Raw genomic sequence first — 17139 nt, forward strand, 5'->3', positions numbered from 1 at the left:
CGAAGCCGCTCACGCTATTCTTATTTTTTATTATCTTTTCCGCACTTTAATCCTGCAGAAGCTAAGTAACTGCCGACAAAAGTAAGTAAAGCAGAACAAACCATTGATGACCTAACGTCTACATCAGTAGATCCACCAAAAATTTCATTCATCTCTTCTTCGGACAATTCTTTAAGGCTTGTTCCTACAGCATCAAGACTTTTAAGGTTTTCCATCAGAACCTCCAAGTATTAGTAGTTTTTAGTTTTATCCTAAGCAATCTTTATTGTGACTTACAATTCCACTGATTGCAGATGCTCCTGCACCAATACAAGCTTTTGTACTTTTTACAATTGAACGAGCTACAAGAGAAATTACTGGAGTCCAACGCGGATCTACATCTGAAGCACCATAAATCTCAGACATCTTTTCAGTATCCAACGATTTCATTCCCTCGCCACATGTTGCATTCATAAGCATGATTTCTTTTTCAGTCATTTTTACATCCACCTTTTAAAATATATTTTCATTTCAAATGTGAAATATTACGTCTAATGTTTCACAACGAATTGAATATGTTCATGTTAACAAACCAAAAATGGAATAAAACCCCTCTAAATGGAATTGATAAATACGTCCTATAAGGATTCTTAATTCAACTTATTTTGTTTGAGAGTTTTTGTAATTCTCACTTTCATTGCGGCTGTAAGCATTCTTAAACATTTAATAAAGTAGCTAATTTAGTTAGTTTTTAAATAAATAAGTTCAAAAGAACTAGTTTTATATTTTCGTTTTTTATTAAGCGTTTACAAAAATATCTAGCGACTCTCTAAATAAAGAAATCATTAGACATTTGATTAGTCAGCTAGCAACCAATAAGTTAGCTTCTGGTTTTTTATATATTTAATTCTTGTCTTATAAATAACTAAATTAAAATTTAGCTCAGACTGAATACAAAGCGTAATTTTTCTCTTAACGAGAAAGAGAAGCGTCGTATGCGTTGAACCCGCTACCGCGGATTAAAAAAAACGACGCTTCAAGCGATGCTTACTTTCATTGCTCTGAACCTCAAAAAGCTTGAGAATCGGTCCTGAGATTCCTCTAGGAATCCATGTTTCTTTGACATTTTAGTGATCAATACATACAATAAGTCCCCATTTCAATCACGAAATGAGGGATTGTCTACAATCAGAATTTAGCTTTTTCATTTTCTATACTTTGGCCATAACTTTCATTTTTTCACATTAAATTTGAGTAAAAATCCTACTTTTTTCATACTAACTAAACTGACATATATACTTGATGAATTGATAAAAGGACGTAAGACTACAACCAATCAGCTATTTGAAGAATTTATTGTACTCACCGAACGAGAGGAAATTGATTCTAAACTCAGCGAGAAGGATGCGGTATTAGAAGCATCCCTTAAGCAGATCACGCTTCTTTTTCAAAAATTTGCTATATATCTTGAGGCGTTACAATATGAAAATCAACGTATTCAATCACGTCATCTAGAGACAGTCAATAAATTAGAGTCAGAAGTGCTACAAGCAATAGAAAATTAAAAAGCAGAATATGTAAACAAAATCTCTAATCATAAGAAATAACTCCAAGACATGACTAAAAAATTGGAACAAACAGCGAATGCATTGCTTCAAGCAAGAGATCAACAAAAAAAGCTGGAAGTAACTAAAGTCACCTAATAAAAAAGATAAGTATTTCATTTGGAAGGAAATAGCACTTAACTTGAGGAAGAACGCGATTAATCGATTGAATTGATGAACAATAAGAAGAAAATCGAAAACTGTCCATCGTCAATCAAATTTTATTCCGAGATGACACTTGCACAAGTCCATGTCATCGCAGATATCGTCTACGCACAAGAGTGAATCATCTAAAACAAAGCCGCTGTGATTGAACTGAACCAAAAAAGTTAGACAATAAATAATTTGTCAGGCGACCTTGAGGACCTGAGTCCGGTATTCAACCGGGCTCAGGTTTTTTAGTCGTCTCTTGATACGACGATGGTTATAGTACTCGATGTAACGCTCGAGCTCACATTTGAAGTGATCCATGTCATCGAACTCCTTGAGATACAGGAGCTCTGACTTGAGCACGGCGAAGAAGCTTTCGATGGCTGCGTTGTCGAGACAGTTGCCCTTACGGGACATGCTTTGTGTAATGCCGTGCTCGTGGAGCGTACCAGTGAACGCTCTGTATTGATAATGCCACCCTTGATCGGAATGAAGGATTGGGCGCGCCTCTCCGTCGAGCTTCCCGATTGCCTGATCTAACATTTCGCCAACGAATCGATATGTAGGACGGTCCGATAGGGTATAGGCGATGATCTCACGGTTTCCCAAGTCCATCATCGGAGAAAGGTAGAGCTTCTCCCCGAACAGGTGAAATTCAGTGACGTCAGTCACCCATTTCTGGTTCAGACCGGTGGCCTTGAAGTCACGTTGAAGAAGATTCGGTGCGACCTTTCCGACCCGTCCTTTATAGGAGCGGTATCGCTTCATGCGGACGAGACATTTGAGACCGAGTTCGTTCATGAGACGGCGCATGGTCTTCGGATCGTGCCGGAAGCCCTGGCGTTCGAGAAGTGCGTGGATGCGACGATAGCCACATCGTCCCTCGTGTTCGTGGAAGAGGGCATGGATGGCCGCCTTCACTTCCGCATACTTGTCTTCGCCCGTCAGGCGCGTCCGCCAATAGTAATAAACGCTTCGTGCCATACCGAGCACGCGGAGGAGTCCCGGAACGGGATAGATTGATCGCAATTCATCGATTACTTGTGCCTTGATCCGGTTCGTCGCGCATTCTCTTCTTGAACCAAGGCTTTCAATTTTTTTAACGCAGCGTTCTCCATCTCGAGATACTCGATCCGTTCTTTGAGCTTCTCGACTTCTGTCATCTCTTCAAATTCCTTCTTCTTGCGTCTCGCCATCGGGGCACGTCCTTTCGGTCTGGCGACCAGACCTGCGGTCCCTTCCCGATCATACGTCGATCGCCATCTCGAGATCATCCCCGGGGAGGAAATTCGGTATTTTACGGCCGTCTCTCTATTGGACAGCTTATTAGTCGCCATGTCGTTTAATACCTCCAGTTTAAATGCCAGCGAGTGTGTTGTATAGGAAGGATCGAAGATCGTTTCCCCCCAACGCTCATAGAGACGTGACCACTCACGGACCAGGTTATGCGCTATCCCGAATTCTTTCGCCACACCTCGGTATCCGTCTCGTCCTGTTAGATAACGCTCAGCGACTTGGACTTTAAACGCCTTTGTATATTTGACCATAAAAAACACCCCATAAAAGTTGGATTTTATGTCCAACTTTTATGGGGCAGTTCATGATCAGCGGTTTTTAGTTTTTACTCTGTTTTCGTGATTAAAATATGGGTTCTTTCAGGAATCTCAATGTCTTCTAACTGATCAAGTTCTAAAGACAGTGTCATACTTTTCTCTTGCGGATAGGACTCTTCCCCAATCCAACATGTATACAGTTCAAACGATTCACCTTCGTCTAAGAAGTCGTTCATGAACGTAAATAGATAACGTAGCTTTTCCTTTGACTCTTTTGAAATGCTGGAATCAAAATGTTCAACGATCTCGATTCCCCAATGACTCGAAATCTCGTACACATACCATTTATGAAACTGTCTCGGTTTTACTTCATACAGACAGTCTTGATCCGCAAAACAGGGTCCTATATACAAGGGAAGTGTTTCATCTTCTTCATCCAAATTGAAATATTTTTCAGGAATTTGTCTCTCCATACAGATATATGACGCTAAGGTCATTACGCATCCTCCTTATGTTTGATACTTCTATCGTTACTTGAAAGATGTCTCTACATTGTCTATTTTTCCAAAATGTGCGATCTTTCCATTCGTACAAAAGTGATCGAGCATGCCAAATCGATTCGTTGCATCGCGCGTCACGATGAAGTTATAAGCCATCGTTAACGAGAATTCAGACACGAAGTCCTCCAGCGTTTGTTTTGAAGAACGCGAATACTTCCCTGTCATCACTTCTTTTCGATTCAGCAAGTACAACAGACGGTCTTCAAATACCGTTTGCCAATTGGTATCGTGCAACGTCATCACGTGAATCGAATCATCATTTTTTAAGACACCTCGACCACAAAAGACGACCTCGACCGGAAACGTGGCGTATGGTAAGACCGCATCGAAAAAGTTCTCATATTCAGTTCCTACGTCATCAAGGCTCTCATATGCAGTTCCATACATCGAGACACAATCGTTCGTGACCCGGACGATTCCTTGTCCTTGTTTTTCGACGATGAGTGTCACCTCTGCTTCAGTCGCCATTTCCTGCTGTTCGATGACAAGATGTTCGAGAAATCTTTCAAGCTGTGAGGCGTCAGTCATGATGAAATGGGGCTGGACCATCCAATCCGAAAAATCGTCGATGTTTGGATTCTGTTTGAGTGGTCGTTCTAGTAACTTTACTTCAAACGGATACGCATGCTGATTTACCTGAAGGCGGACGAGATCTTGCCAATCGTCGCGTGGTAGCAGTTCTCGGAACACATCAATCCATTCGTTTTGTTGAAAGGTCAATTTCACCTCAATCACCCTCTTCGGATTTCATTCATAAAAATGTCTGTCCCTTGGAACGCAGAAATCATATCTTCTCCAAACACCGTGATACTACCCTCCCACGGATGACCGAGGTAACCCCAGCGGAAATCGCGAGCGATGAAAAAGGAATAGTCGCCATCTGGAACGGCTAGAATCATCCAGTCTCCTTCTTCATTTCGAAGAAACGGACATCTTGGGTCAATCCAGTATCCTTGATGATTCCAATCGAGTGCCATAACGCGTTCTCCGTCAACGGTCAGCTCAGTCAGAATACGTTTTAGCTCCCGCTCGATCTCTTCTCGTTTCTCATAATCCACTTCGTATGTAATGAACGGACTTGGGGCATTTAAGGATGGAAAAACCGTCGTACTAGGCGAGAATTGAAATTGTTGATCGATGACGTGCCATACCTTTTCGTCCTCCGCTTGCGTCATCGGAATCCAGCTCCACGGTTTCCCCTCACCAATCAAATCAAACGTCGCTCCTTCAGGATAAAGAACGGTGTACACTTCTCCTTCTTGTACTGCAATTTTTGGTTCGTCTTGTATATCGCGTGCTTTCATTTCTTCAAAGATCAGTGCGACGGCTGCTTCGACATCAAGGACATAGTAAAAGATATTTGTCGTACCACTACCAATATCTCCTCCTTCGCAGTATCCGTTCCCCATATGAAGCAAACCATAATGGATTACTTCTTCCATCATGTGACGTCGCTCAAGTGCTGCTTCTTCCTGACCTTTCTCATAAGAAAACTGAACAACCAGTCCGGTATAATAGGTCTCGTTCAGCTCGCGGTAACCTTGCCGTTCTAACTCCTCAACCAGCTGCAAAATTTGTACACCTAATCGTTTGAAGCGAGAAACGCGCATCTGTTTTACGTCTTCTGCTTTCACCCACGCTCCAACGATTCCTTGATGCTGCACGATGGTGCGTCCTTCCGTATAAATCGTTTGGTAGAGCATATCTGAGCCGTTTTGTTTTGTCAGCTGTATCATATGACTTCTCCTTAGACTCATTATATTTTCAGTTTCGTCACTCTTTTCTTTATTCACTCCCACTGACACGATACGCTTTGATACGTTTCAAACTGTAGATACACGAGTTGATTCGCATTAAGATGAGAGATACTGAGTGTGTGCTGTGATGGTTGCGTATAAGGCAATTCGAATCTGACACCTTCGACTTTTTTCAATAAAAAGTAAGCCCAGTGCCGATCGTATTCATTCTCAGACAAAGCCTCCCATAACGCATCTTCACAATGATTCGCCTCGTAGGTATACAATTTCATAATCGTATTCTCCGCTATCACGGGTAACTCCGCGAATATGGGAGGGTTCGGAATTCGCGGTTTCTGAATGACCAAGGTATAGCCATCTTTCAGAAGACGATCCAATTGTTCGCGGCTATCCGGACTCTCCTCTTCGATGACGGAAGCCGGGAGTTCTCTGATGCGGATCGGTAACCCCACCTCATATTCAAAGGGATCTTCGAGTGCGAGTAAGTCTTCACGGGAATAGATTATTTTCATGAGATCATCCTCACATTCTTTTATGGAGTGCTTTAAGGTTACACGCGCGCCATGCATCACGGACGATATCTTGGAAAGTCGTCGCTTGGCGTTTGAGTTTAAGTGTCCGGTAGTCGAAGCAATATACGGCTTCGTCTGGACGCTCTTTCAATACCGCATAGTATTCATCTTGTCTAAACGACGATCCAAAAAAGAAATACTTGTCACGGATCGCATCGAACTCGGTTAATGCGTATTCCTCGAGACTAACGGAGAGATTGCCTTGGATCTCATGTGATAATCCGTTCCAGCTCGTCAACGGAATACCGTATAAGTTCAACTCTTCGGCAAAACGCACACCGTTACAAACCCGTAAAATCTCTTTATACCAGTCTGGAATCGCGAAATGATCAATCTCAAACGCTTGAATACGCGCTTCTGGACAGGGACTCTCCACTGCCACTTGATAGTTTTGGATGGAGGATAAATAGTCATACAGATGCAGTTTGTGCTCCACCTTCTGACCTTCGATCGGAATACTGTACTTCAAGGATTTTTGATCGTTCACATAAAATAATCGCATCGCCTGAAGGATACTCGTAAGAAAGGCATCGTCAGGCAAAGCAGTGTTCTGATGATTCAGTCGTGGTACGTCGACGTCTTCCAGCGATATTTCTTCCTCGTCATCATGTTCTTCAAAAGCTTCATGTTCTCCGAGGGCGATCGCGATACCTGTCACGTTCCCGTCTTCTCGGCGGACGAGGACTTCATAGTGTCCGTCCCCCATCAACTGAACGGCAACGCCGAACGGAAACAGGAATATCTCGTCTTCCATCATTTCGTCTGAAATCGCGATATAGAACGGGTCGATTTCTTCGTCGAACTCTAGCGTATTTCGAATCTCCCAATCGATTGCTTCCCGTCTCCCGTAATCCGCTGTGTTCATGACGACGAGCTGCGCTGAATCGACGATGACTAGATCGGATAACGGCTCGAAATCGGATGGAGCCATCTTCGTTTCTTCATTCATTGTTAGGTAAAGCAAATTAATTGATTCGTACTCATCTTCGTCATAGAAGACCGTCCAAATCGAACCTTGTTCAACTGGAATTGTCACGTTGTATTCTACATCCGGCTCAAGGAAAGCCGGATCCGAGACGATCAAATTCCCTTTGTGACTTGTAAACGTGCCTAGCTTTTTCATGATGTATACCTCTTTCTTAAATATAACGGGGAGGACATTTCCAACTTGCTAATGCCATTGGATTAATCAAACTTAATCCTTAGATTCTTGTTGCATCCTCCACTCCATGAATCCGGTGATTTGCTCTTGCCGGAAACGAATCCAATCCGTTAAGGTTTGATTCATCTTCTTCCATTCGTTAATACATGTCGATTTCAAAACCGCATCATCGAGTTGCTCGATTAGTAACCAAGCTTCTGTTAAGGTTGCTGCATCCTCTTCTATTTCTCCTAAATACAAGTCTTCATCAAGATGGTGGAAAGAATACCAAAGTCCATACAAGTGATGATCAATCATTCTCTCGATCGCTAACTGCTCCCGTCTTCCCCCTCGCGTAATCGCTTCTTGTAAGTAGATGTAACGGTCATCTTCATCAAAGAAAAGACCATACCAGCGATACGGTCGGACGTCATCCGACATCTCTTTCATCCACTTCTTCAAAGTCGGTTTTAGAAGACGTTCTTTTAGCGGATGAATCAAGAGGAACGAAGCGTCTGTCTCTCCTTCACAGGTAGATGATAACCAACTCACAAACGTCCGCTGTCGCTCGAAGTTCCACGTATTCGCTTCTTCAATGAATCTATCCATATGTACTAACCACTCTTTGCGTAAGCCACGATTTTTGGCAAGAAGAGCGGTGTGAAGACGTGGTAGATCAGAAACGATAGGGTCTTGTAATAACTTATTTAGAAGCGACATGTTGCATCTCCTTTTAAAAATGTCATTTCTCTACTTTCATTTGTTGTCTCGTTTTTCGAAGATGAAACCATAATAGTATTCCTGTACTTATCGAAAGAACCGGGAAAAGATACGGGATATACGATTCCTGCTGATGAATCACGTGCATGAAAAAGTAACTAATGAAGCAGACAATTCGAAGCCATGTAGAAAGATAGCCTTTACCGATAAAAGCTAAAAACATCAAGGGAATACCCATTCCAAATACTACAATTGGTAAGACAGAGAACGGTGTCACGAACTGAAACAGACCAAGTCCCACCAGAAGATAGGCGAAGCAGGACGTCCGTCGTCGAAACTTCTCGCGTTCCTTTCGTCCAGGTTGTATCCCGTAAATATCATCCTGCTTGTATCCTTCCGCTTGTTTCTCGGCAATCAGTTCCTCCATCCGTCGTTTCGCTTGACGCCTCGTCGAGTACTGTTCTTCCTTCTCATCGCTGACATCTTGATCCAACTTCCATTGTTCGGTGACACCGTGATAGATCTGGATTGTTCGACCATCACGATACAAGTACCAAAAGTACGTAATGCCATCCACCTGTTTACTGAGTGTCTGAATCATGTTAACCCTCTAGATCTGCTAGGACATCTTCTGGATCCAACTCAAGTCCGACGAGCTCCGGTCCCCAATCCAAGCCACAATACAGACCGTCGTCAATCATGTTCGGTAACCAGCCATTCATGTACAAATCCAGGTCTAAGCGAATCAGATGATAGTCCGACCATTCCTTCGTCTGCAGTGCTTTTGCCGCCGCTTCCGTCGAAAAGAATAACAAGACGTCTGTCTCGTCTTGATTCGATGGACAATACGCCCAGCCCGACTGTTCAAATTTTGATAGACCATAGACAGCTCCCGTTTCAAGAACCGTCTCTAAGAAAAGTTCTGCTTGTTCCGCACTCTGTTCCATTTGTTGTTCCTTTTCAACGAACGCATTCAACGTCGGTGCTACTGGAAACAACTCTTGTTCTTCGTGGTCCCACAAGACGATCGTCTCTGTGTCCGGTAACTGATATCCGAGTTCGTCACCTGTTCCGTCCGCCGCAATCCGCAAGAACCCTTCTGGGTACTCTTCTGCATCCGTCGTGTTGACACGAACAAGGTCGTCCCATGTCCGCTTGATATACTGCTCGTCCTTGATCGGATGAAACTCCCATTCGCCGATGCTGAATTTATTTTCGTGCTTGTACCTACTTCGTAGTTCTTTCGGAAGCTTAAAGCCGAGTTCTGCTTCTACCTCTTGTAATCTCTCTTCTGTGACGCCTGGTAAACCGATTTGATATGCCATCTATATGACTCCTTTGATCTTAAATTAAATTATTTGTAGGTATTTAGTGCATAATCCATCTGATAATCCGTTGGTAAGATCGCTTTTAGCTGATCGACGGTTTGAAAGGCATCTCCATTCGAAAACCACATGAAACCGAGCGCATCATGCGATGGAAGGATAAACGGCAATCCATCACGTGCATCAACTACATGCGTGTATTTCGCTTCTTGAAAGATCCCTCTCCCAGAAGTCTTCAACTCAAACGTATGTCGTGCAAACGTGATGAGGAACGTTTCACTATAAGCAGCTCGAAAGAAGGACTCTTTTAAGACGAAACGCAGATCATTCGCATTCAGCACTTCGATACAACAGTAAAAACTGGTACGTCGCTGATCGCCTTCGTACCGTGGATGTTCATGGCATACGAATGGTCGCGAATTTAAACGCTCTAAGAGGTCCATCTCATCTTCTCTAATCTCATCAAAATTAGTCGTGATATATAAAGGAAAATGATTGAAGCGAACCAGCGTGTCATATAATACTTCCTCCGTCAATTCACTGGTAAAGCTACTTACTGTATGGTCATAACACATGATTTCGTAAATAGTTTGCAATGGACCAAGCACGTTGATTTCGGATGTCTGAAGCATACGTTGGATACTCTTCGACTGAAAAGAATATTCGTCGATTGTCAGCTCGTTCATACTGTTCCTCCTAACTGTGTCGTCATCGTTCAATTTTTCCGATTAAAATTCTTTCCTGCGGGATAAAGTCCGGTCAAACGTCTGCCGTAATGAACTTTTGCCTGCCCCATTCGGATTTTCTTCAGATTAAACTGGTCCTTAAAATAATCAATGACGGGTTCAACGATATAGGACGGCTCCAAGATATGAAGGACGAATTCGATCGCTTCTAAACCATATTCATCTTCAACAAAATACCCGTTGCCGATTTCAAAAAGAAATTCATTGAGGTCTTCTTCAATGCTCGAACGATGCTCAAAGATGACGTCATACTCTGTATCCTGACAAAAGATCTCGACGACAACTTCGTGGTAATCCGCTTCTTGAACGACCGAGTATCCGTCCTTTTCTTTCTCAGCTATGAGTTCTCGAATGTAGGCATCCAGATTAAAAAAGCGCGAGAACTTTTGCTCGCTCATTGGTTCTTTCAATCTCTCTCCCATGATGCCGTGAAACGTGTAGAGTGTCCGTCCATCCTTTTCAAACAGCCAAAAATGATTTTGACCGTTCATTGGTTTGATGAGTTGCATGACTTCCCTCCCGTTCTTATAGATCCGCGAACATTTCTCCATTGAGCTGGCGAATCACCGTATCGTTCGGTAACTGTTGTCGTAGTCGTTTCGCCCAGTCCGTCCGAAGATCATAAGCGAAGTGTTCTTCGTTCGATAGCAGATAAAGCATTGTTCCATCATGACCGACAATCACGACGGTCGTCTCTTCCGGATAAACGAACCGATCTTCTAAGACACGTGTTTTTCGGTACGTCGTTTCGACCTCTTGTTGAATCGACAAGCGATCGGAATACGAAAACATGAACAGTTCGTTCATCGATGCAACTCCATAAGCGTGTTCAAGGATGAGTTCGAGCATCCTAGCATTTTCAATCTTTACCGTGAAAAAATGACTCTCACTTGTCGATGTTCGTTTTCCACGTAACCAACCGTTCGATTGTTTCTGCCTAGACAAGACATGTGAAGTGAACGACATATGATGTTGCGAGAAAAAAGCCCTGCTGTCTTTGTCTTCCTCTTCAAAAGCAAAAAAGGTCGCGTAGATCGGAAAACGATTTTGATGATTTAGAAAATCAAACAGGAAAGTCTCATTTTGATCTGTATCGCCTTGTTCTCCCGATTCAACACTCATGTGATACGCTTTCGCTAGCGGTCCATTTAGTACGAATGGTCGTTGGATATCGTCTTCAAAAAGGGCGTCGGTAATTTCGCATTCGCAAACGAATACCTCCCTGTTAAAAATCGATTCTTCAATTTCTTCATTGTCTCCCACGAGCGGATGTCGTTTTAAATTAAGCAGCTGCATCTCAGTTTCATATAACATCTCATTAAATTCCTCAGCACCGTATTGTTCGATGTAAGCGACTTCCGAAGCAAAGATGGGTACGAACCAGACTGGTAACACCGTCTCCGGTTCCCCGAATGCCGCGTTCCCTTTATAGACTTGAAATGATTCTTCAAAGTAGAACGGTGTCGTCACGTATAGGGCAGCGAAGCCGTACTTCGATAACAACCCATCCGGCATCGGTAAATACTCGCCTAAATCATAAGCGTGTCCAGTCTTTAATGCTTCCAACGTCAAGCGATAGATCAATTCAATTAAATCCGACTCGGCATCTTGTTGCATGACAGATAGCATCACTTCTTGATGGATAACGGCACCGTTCTCGAATTGCAATGGGTGATGTAATAATCCAAGTGATGTCACGGTATTCGCATTCGCAAACGGTGCATTTTGAAATTGCAACAATTGAATCGCATGATCTTGTAATTCTTCCATCTCAAGGTGACCAGTACTTTCACCACAATGGGCTTCTAAGTGTTCTATGTAATTCATATTTTTATATCCTCATTTCATGACATTAAAAAATGTCATTTTCAATAAATATCTTCTACCATATATTATATATTTCATAATACAATTTTGGGATTTTTTATTTTTTCCTAGCGGAGGGTATCGTGACATCTAAAAACGACAAAAATGACTCCGATTCAATACCGAAGCCATCTCATAGCAATGTAAAAAAATAAAGCGACTTTTTAAAATGTTCATCCGTTAGGCTTCACTCACATGTATCGTTTTCGTTTGTAGGACTTTCCTTCGATCCATATCCAAATCCGAATTGATAGGTAAACATCAATTATGCCAATGATTAACGCAACGACAATCATGAGAACACCATTATTACCAGAAACGAATAGAGGGGATAAAATTGTAAAAGTAATACTCAAAAGAATTGGCAATGTGATACCCATCCAAACAGAATTAAACATTATTGCCTTCCACATTCATATCATCCTTTTATGTGTAATAGTTGGTCTAAGTGTAGCATCTAGTGAGCAGAAGAAAAGAATTGCATGTTAAGAGCGACTCTATGTCGCAATCACTTGGAAAAAAATGATGCTTTCTTTAAGCCTTTATTTTTTGTTGCTTAACCAAAACAGAGTCATCATTCTTCCGATAAATTTTCGTTCGTAATCTATCTCCCACTGTGTTTATGATGATGTCGATCGTATTCTCATTTTCCCAATACAATTCATATCCATATAAAGAGATAGGGTTCAATATACTTCTTAACGGTATAATGACTGATTGCGGTAATTCAAATATACATCCATCATATAGGCTTTTCCGAGACTTCATATCAGTAATCACTAGAAACAAATTTAGGTTAACAGGTGTCAATTTTGCTTTTAGAGTAGCTCTCATTGTTTTCGTTTTGTTATTTTTCCTGCCTATGTTCTGTACGAATATAAAGTTCTGTTCATACACGTAATTTTCTATTTTATTTAATTCATCATCGGTTATACATTCTCGGAATATTGAATGTCTAATTCCTTCTACTAAAGTACTCAACGTTTCTTTTAAAAAATCTAAATTCTTTTTTGACTTTAATTCCTCCATCTTAGTTTCTTTAAAATAATATTCGCGTCCTTCACCATTTTCACTTCTGATTTTTAGTTTTTCTTCTTCTGTTAAACTTTCATAAAAAATAACATAAAGCGAACTGTATTTCGGAAATTGTACCTTTAATTTTTTCAACATCCTTTGAAACATAAAGATCAATGGTTCATTTTTTGGATCAAAATAGTTAATATCCAACTCATTATTTGCATTTTTCTCAATATATAACACTTCGAGTTCTAACATGATTTTCACCTCTCTTAAAAGCTGTAATGATATGATGGTTTCAACTTATATCTTAAGGCACTTTTTACTGATCTAGACGAAAAATATGCCTCAATTGGATTGAACGGATGTATAAGTACGGATAATTCCTTTTAATTTTTTTTTCGAGATCTCTATATATCAAAATCCAATTCAGTTGATATATTCCATTTTGATTACAATTCAAAATTAACACGTTTATATGTAAGCGTTATCATTATACTGTAAACGATACTAATTCTTTGTTTAGGAGTTGAATCGAATGGATACGGTCATCAGTCATTATTCGAAATTCAAATGCCCACGTTGTCGTGAGAAATTCAAGGATGAGATTCTCATTGAAGATTTACATAGTGTATCGCACGAGGAGCGGCGCTTAGGTGTTGAAATCCAATATGACTTCTCTTCGGAAGTCGCTTGCCCGAACTGCCACCACCAATGGCTCATCGAAGGAAACGTCTGGGAGTATCCTGAAGGCGTCATCGATGCGATTGAACTATAATATGCCTACTCTAAGGCACTTCCCTATTTCTCAAGTACGTTACATATGAAGCGTTGCCTTGATGTACACTATCGGTAATACAAAACATGTACTTCGGAGGTGTTCGCATTTGAAAGTGAAACTTTTATCTTTCCTCCTTTTTTCGATCGTCTTCCTAGCAGGATGTAGCGATTACGATCAAGACGGAAATACGACAAGCGAGAAAGCAAAACAGAAATACGATGCAGCTATCAATCAAGTCATTAAATCTGAAAATCAATACTTGAAGAAACAACAGGTTGATCGACAACTAAAGCGAAATTCTGGAGAAACGGGCGTCATCGTCTATGAGGATCAAGATTTAATCGAAATCTATTACGACCAATCATCTAGAGGAGAAAGAGCCATTTATCAGAAAGACGGATCCACTTACGCGCGGAAGACGTATACGAAACGAATCAGCCGTAAAATCGATGACTCTGAAAAAAAATATCTTGAGAACATTGGAATCAAGTAATTTCAATTTTTTATGACCGCGCTTAAATGGTCGATGACTCCCTTCTTTGATCGGGTCATCGTCCTTTTTTGTATGTTCTCACCTTTCTTACGCTTGAGAGCATCCATTTTGTGGTACAGTTCAAATGGTATTTTTTAAAATATTTTCTTTAAGGTGGGAATTACTGTTGGGTAAAATTGTTTCAATTATCATTCCTGTATACAATAAAGCGACGTATCTCTCGACGTGTATCGCGTCGATTCAGGCACTCACGCTTGACCATTCAACGATGGAAGCGATTTTCGTTGATGACGGTTCGACCGACGAGTCGCTATCGATTCTTCAAACGGCTGCAGAAACGATGGATTTCATTCGCATCATTGAACTCCCTGAAAATACGGGAAGTCCTGCCCATCCGCGAAACGTCGGAATCGAAGAAGCGACAGGTAGATACGTCACGTTCTTAGATGCTGATGACCGTCTCGATCCGGTCGGATTCCCTCAGCTCGTCGCACAAGCCGCTTCGAACGATACCGATATCGCATTCGGTCAAACGATCAAACATACCGACACGTCGATTCAAAAAGTCGGGCGGTTCGCATCGTTCACGACTACCAATCAGCTCGTGCCATATGAAATCGACAAAGTATTTCGCGCGGTTGGACCTCCGGGGAAAATCCTGAAGCGCTCCGTCTTGATCGAGCATAACATCCGGTTCAGCCCGATGCAGTTCGGTGAAGATAAACTTTTCTTCTTCGAAGCTATCTCCAAATGTCAGACGGCTTCAATGAATCCGGCACCTGTCTATCACGTCAACCGATTTGCGATGAATGATTCGTTAGTCGGACAGACGAGCATCTTCGAGAAGACGACTTTTAATTTACAGGTGCTTGAGAAAACGCTTGAACTGGATATTCCGACAGTCGCCAAGACCCATGCCTTGAGCCGTCTGATCGAGATGGATTTCCTCTCCCGTCTGTTCAACAATAAACGGTTCCTCGAGCATCCGCAACAGCAGACCTTCTTTGATTTATTCGGTGAAATGATCACCATCTTTGAACGTCATGGTGCAGATCCAGCCGATTTCATTTTCGATGACATCTTCCAAAAGCAGTACGCTTTGCTGCAGCAACAAGATTATGACAGCTTCGTCACCTTCATCACGCTACTCGTCCAAAAACATAAAGCCCGGCGCTATGTATCGGAGAACCGTCTTTATTATAGAATGCCGGAATCACTACACCATCTCGGACCTGTCCTTGAGCCGTTCTTTGCCACGTATGCAGGCACGCGTCTCGTTGATGGTGTCTTCTATGAAGTCGTACAATTATTCAAAGACGACACGGCTTCGGTCGATCAAGTTCTCTTAATCGCGCCTAACGATGAAGCAACGGAAACCGCCGTTCCGTTCCAGATCGAAGGGACTGAATTATTCATTTCGACGGAGGCACTCGAACGACATTCACATCCATTCCAATTGATGCTGATCCATGACGACTATCATCCGTTCGTCGTCCGGATGACGTTACCGAGTAGTGTCAATGGGATGCATCTGCATTACCAGCAACTTAATGTCGAATTTCGTCCAGCGGAATCCAGATCACCTGTACAGAAAATCGACGCGACGAAGTATCATATCGATGCACCGACGCAAGTCGTTGTACTCGAGAAGGCTTTCTTGTATGACGATCTGGAATTCGAGCATAAGCAGACAGCACTTGAAGTCGGGCAATTGCTGGCGATTTCCGATCTTCAGTTGACACTGGCCGGCACACCACGACTCGTCACGGTTGACGGTGCTTACGTCACGGCAAACAAAAAATACGTCCATCTTCCGCCTATGATTGATGACGAGACGTACCTGACTGATCTTCCGACAACAGTCCAGATTTTGAAGACATGTAAACAGTATGCTGATCGTGACTTTAAAAACGAACTACCAACGAAAAATACACCGGATACGGTTCTTTCGATTGAGAAGATCGTTCTGTCATCCAAAGGCACCCCACGCTTGAAAACGGCTCAGGATACGTACATCACAGCCAATCGTTCATTCGTTCAACCCATTCATGAAGCTTAACGATACGCCTAGGGACATCTTCATTTCATCCTTAGGTTCCTTATTATTCCAACTAAGGAGATGCCCTATGAAACGAGATTTGTTTTTTACAGAATGTACGAGCGAGAAAGCCCACTCCTTTAGGGGTGGGATGATAGCAAGTTCGGGGACGGGGTGTCTTCAGACACCGCATGTCCTCGACGGTTCTTCCTGAACCTGATCCAAATCGGTTCATCGTCGTCTCGCGCATTCAAATCAAAAAGGATGTCGCTGCCAGTATCCGTATCATGCGGAAGATCGTCGACCAGCATCCGAATGCTTTCCTTGATTTCTATGGCTTCGGTTACAACGATCAGCTCGAAAAGGATTTCCACGCGTTGATCAAGGAACTGTCACTGACGAAACAGATCCGGTTCAACGGATTCATCACGAACATTCAAGACGCCTATCATGGCGCCGTCGCAACGATCTTCACGTCGCAATCCGAAGGGTTCGGGATGGCGATCCTTGAGAGCATGGGGCACGGTGTTCCGGTCATCGCCTATGACATCTGTTATGGTCCGCGTGAAATCATCGCGCACGGGACGACCGGTTATATCGTTCCACCTGGTGACATGTCAGCTTTTGCAGCAGCAGCAATCCACTTGATGGAGCAGCCCGCTCTACGCCGTCAAATGGGGGAAGCCGCCCTGCACTCGATCAACCGGTTTTCTGATGAGCTCTTTACGACAAACTGGTTAACGCTTTTGAGTGAGCTCGACTAATCGGTTATTGACCTTCTCCTCTGTGAGAAGGTTTTTTTCGTCTATCCACCAAAGTCCGTATTGTTTTTCAAAA

Annotated in this window: 21 protein-coding genes and 1 pseudogene; 6 read left to right on the forward strand and 16 right to left on the reverse strand. The window is 42.4% G+C overall.

The annotated features are described in order from the left end of the window. Nucleotides 1-20 precede the first annotated feature (20 nt). Together ITJ88_RS07795 and ITJ88_RS07800 are read right to left on the reverse strand one after the other, a co-directional pair. Nucleotides 21-215, reverse strand: coding sequence for a lichenicidin A2 family type 2 lantibiotic (locus ITJ88_RS07795; protein WP_195865236.1), 195 nt, complete (start codon nucleotides 213-215; stop codon nucleotides 21-23). Between the two features lie 31 nt (nucleotides 216-246). Next, nucleotides 247-477, reverse strand: coding sequence for a mersacidin family lantibiotic (locus ITJ88_RS07800; RefSeq protein ID WP_230088609.1), 231 nt, complete (start codon nucleotides 475-477; stop codon nucleotides 247-249). 479 nt (nucleotides 478-956) lie between these two features. Between ITJ88_RS07800 and ITJ88_RS16295 the strand changes: the two are divergent. After that, a pseudogene (locus tag ITJ88_RS16295) lies at nucleotides 957-1073 on the forward strand (transposase); the annotation flags it as partial. Nucleotides 1074-1286: 213 nt separating this feature from the next. Then, entirely contained in the window at nucleotides 1287-1544 is a 258-nt protein-coding gene (locus tag ITJ88_RS07805; protein WP_195865237.1) for a hypothetical protein, read from the forward strand. 387 nt (nucleotides 1545-1931) lie between these two features. Here the strand turns inward: ITJ88_RS07805 and ITJ88_RS07810 are convergent, their stop codons facing one another. The 14 genes from ITJ88_RS07810 to ITJ88_RS07870 all read right to left on the reverse strand — a co-directional run bounded on the left by ITJ88_RS07810 (nucleotide 1932) and on the right by ITJ88_RS07870 (nucleotide 13248). Beyond that, nucleotides 1932-2828, reverse strand: a complete 897-nt coding sequence (locus tag ITJ88_RS07810) for an IS3 family transposase (RefSeq protein WP_425589484.1) — start codon at nucleotides 2826-2828, stop codon at nucleotides 1932-1934. Beyond that, nucleotides 2771-3280, reverse strand: a complete 510-nt coding sequence (locus tag ITJ88_RS16480) for a helix-turn-helix domain-containing protein (protein WP_425589483.1) — start codon at nucleotides 3278-3280, stop codon at nucleotides 2771-2773. Before ITJ88_RS16480 ends, ITJ88_RS07810 begins: the two co-directional genes overlap by 58 nt. A 74-nt stretch (nucleotides 3281-3354) precedes the next feature. Then, nucleotides 3355-3522, reverse strand: coding sequence for a hypothetical protein (locus tag ITJ88_RS16300; RefSeq protein ID WP_230088616.1), 168 nt, complete (start codon nucleotides 3520-3522; stop codon nucleotides 3355-3357). 294 nt (nucleotides 3523-3816) lie between these two features. Continuing rightward, nucleotides 3817-4572 carry a hypothetical protein gene (locus ITJ88_RS07820; protein WP_370567774.1) on the reverse strand — a complete coding sequence of 252 codons (756 nt, stop codon included), beginning with the start codon at nucleotides 4570-4572 and terminating at the stop codon, nucleotides 3817-3819. 5 nt (nucleotides 4573-4577) lie between these two features. After that, nucleotides 4578-5582: a DUF2716 domain-containing protein gene (locus ITJ88_RS16305; RefSeq protein ID WP_230088623.1), complete on the reverse strand. Its 1005-nt coding sequence runs from the start codon at nucleotides 5580-5582 to the stop codon at nucleotides 4578-4580. Nucleotides 5583-5635: 53 nt separating this feature from the next. Further along, entirely contained in the window at nucleotides 5636-6115 is a 480-nt protein-coding gene (locus ITJ88_RS07830; protein WP_195865240.1) for a hypothetical protein, read from the reverse strand. Nucleotides 6116-6125: 10 nt separating this feature from the next. Next, nucleotides 6126-7298: an SMI1/KNR4 family protein gene (locus ITJ88_RS07835; protein ID WP_195865241.1), complete on the reverse strand. Its 1173-nt coding sequence runs from the start codon at nucleotides 7296-7298 to the stop codon at nucleotides 6126-6128. 72 nt (nucleotides 7299-7370) lie between these two features. Next, nucleotides 7371-7925, reverse strand: a complete 555-nt coding sequence (locus ITJ88_RS07840) for a hypothetical protein (RefSeq protein ID WP_195865242.1) — start codon at nucleotides 7923-7925, stop codon at nucleotides 7371-7373. Nucleotides 7926-8058: 133 nt separating this feature from the next. Further along, a complete protein-coding gene (locus ITJ88_RS07845) occupies nucleotides 8059-8637 on the reverse strand; it encodes a hypothetical protein (protein ID WP_195865243.1) in 579 nt (192 codons plus the stop codon). Between the two features lies 1 nt (nucleotide 8638). Beyond that, a complete protein-coding gene (locus ITJ88_RS07850) occupies nucleotides 8639-9361 on the reverse strand; it encodes a DUF2750 domain-containing protein (protein ID WP_195865244.1) in 723 nt (240 codons plus the stop codon). A 29-nt stretch (nucleotides 9362-9390) separates the two neighbouring features. Then, nucleotides 9391-10047, reverse strand: a complete 657-nt coding sequence (locus tag ITJ88_RS07855; RefSeq protein WP_195865245.1) for a hypothetical protein — start codon at nucleotides 10045-10047, stop codon at nucleotides 9391-9393. Between the two features lie 29 nt (nucleotides 10048-10076). Further along, complete coding sequence (locus ITJ88_RS07860) at nucleotides 10077-10616, reverse strand: hypothetical protein (protein WP_195865246.1); 540 nt, start codon at nucleotides 10614-10616, stop codon at nucleotides 10077-10079. Between the two features lie 16 nt (nucleotides 10617-10632). Beyond that, entirely contained in the window at nucleotides 10633-11934 is a 1302-nt protein-coding gene (locus tag ITJ88_RS07865) for a suppressor of fused domain protein (RefSeq protein ID WP_195865247.1), read from the reverse strand. A 573-nt stretch (nucleotides 11935-12507) separates the two neighbouring features. After that, nucleotides 12508-13248: a hypothetical protein gene (locus ITJ88_RS07870; protein ID WP_195865248.1), complete on the reverse strand. Its 741-nt coding sequence runs from the start codon at nucleotides 13246-13248 to the stop codon at nucleotides 12508-12510. A gap of 280 nt (nucleotides 13249-13528) precedes the next feature. Between ITJ88_RS07870 and ITJ88_RS07875 the strand changes: the two genes are divergently transcribed. From ITJ88_RS07875 to ITJ88_RS07890, 4 genes are all read left to right on the forward strand, one after another. Beyond that, nucleotides 13529-13768: a hypothetical protein gene (locus ITJ88_RS07875; RefSeq protein ID WP_047395737.1), complete on the forward strand. Its 240-nt coding sequence runs from the start codon at nucleotides 13529-13531 to the stop codon at nucleotides 13766-13768. A gap of 109 nt (nucleotides 13769-13877) precedes the next feature. Continuing rightward, nucleotides 13878-14264: a hypothetical protein gene (locus tag ITJ88_RS07880; RefSeq protein WP_195865249.1), complete on the forward strand. Its 387-nt coding sequence runs from the start codon at nucleotides 13878-13880 to the stop codon at nucleotides 14262-14264. Nucleotides 14265-14430: 166 nt separating this feature from the next. Then, nucleotides 14431-16323, forward strand: coding sequence for a glycosyltransferase family 2 protein (locus ITJ88_RS07885; protein ID WP_195865250.1), 1893 nt, complete (start codon nucleotides 14431-14433; stop codon nucleotides 16321-16323). Between the two features lie 170 nt (nucleotides 16324-16493). Next, on the forward strand, nucleotides 16494-17066 hold the full coding sequence (locus tag ITJ88_RS07890) for a glycosyltransferase (protein WP_195865251.1): 573 nt from the start codon (nucleotides 16494-16496) through the stop codon (nucleotides 17064-17066). Nucleotides 17067-17139: the final 73 nt, after the last annotated feature.

The sequence above is a fragment of the Exiguobacterium abrahamii genome (assembly GCF_015645365.1).
GTDB classification, from domain to species: domain Bacteria; phylum Bacillota; class Bacilli; order Exiguobacteriales; family Exiguobacteriaceae; genus Exiguobacterium_A; species Exiguobacterium_A abrahamii.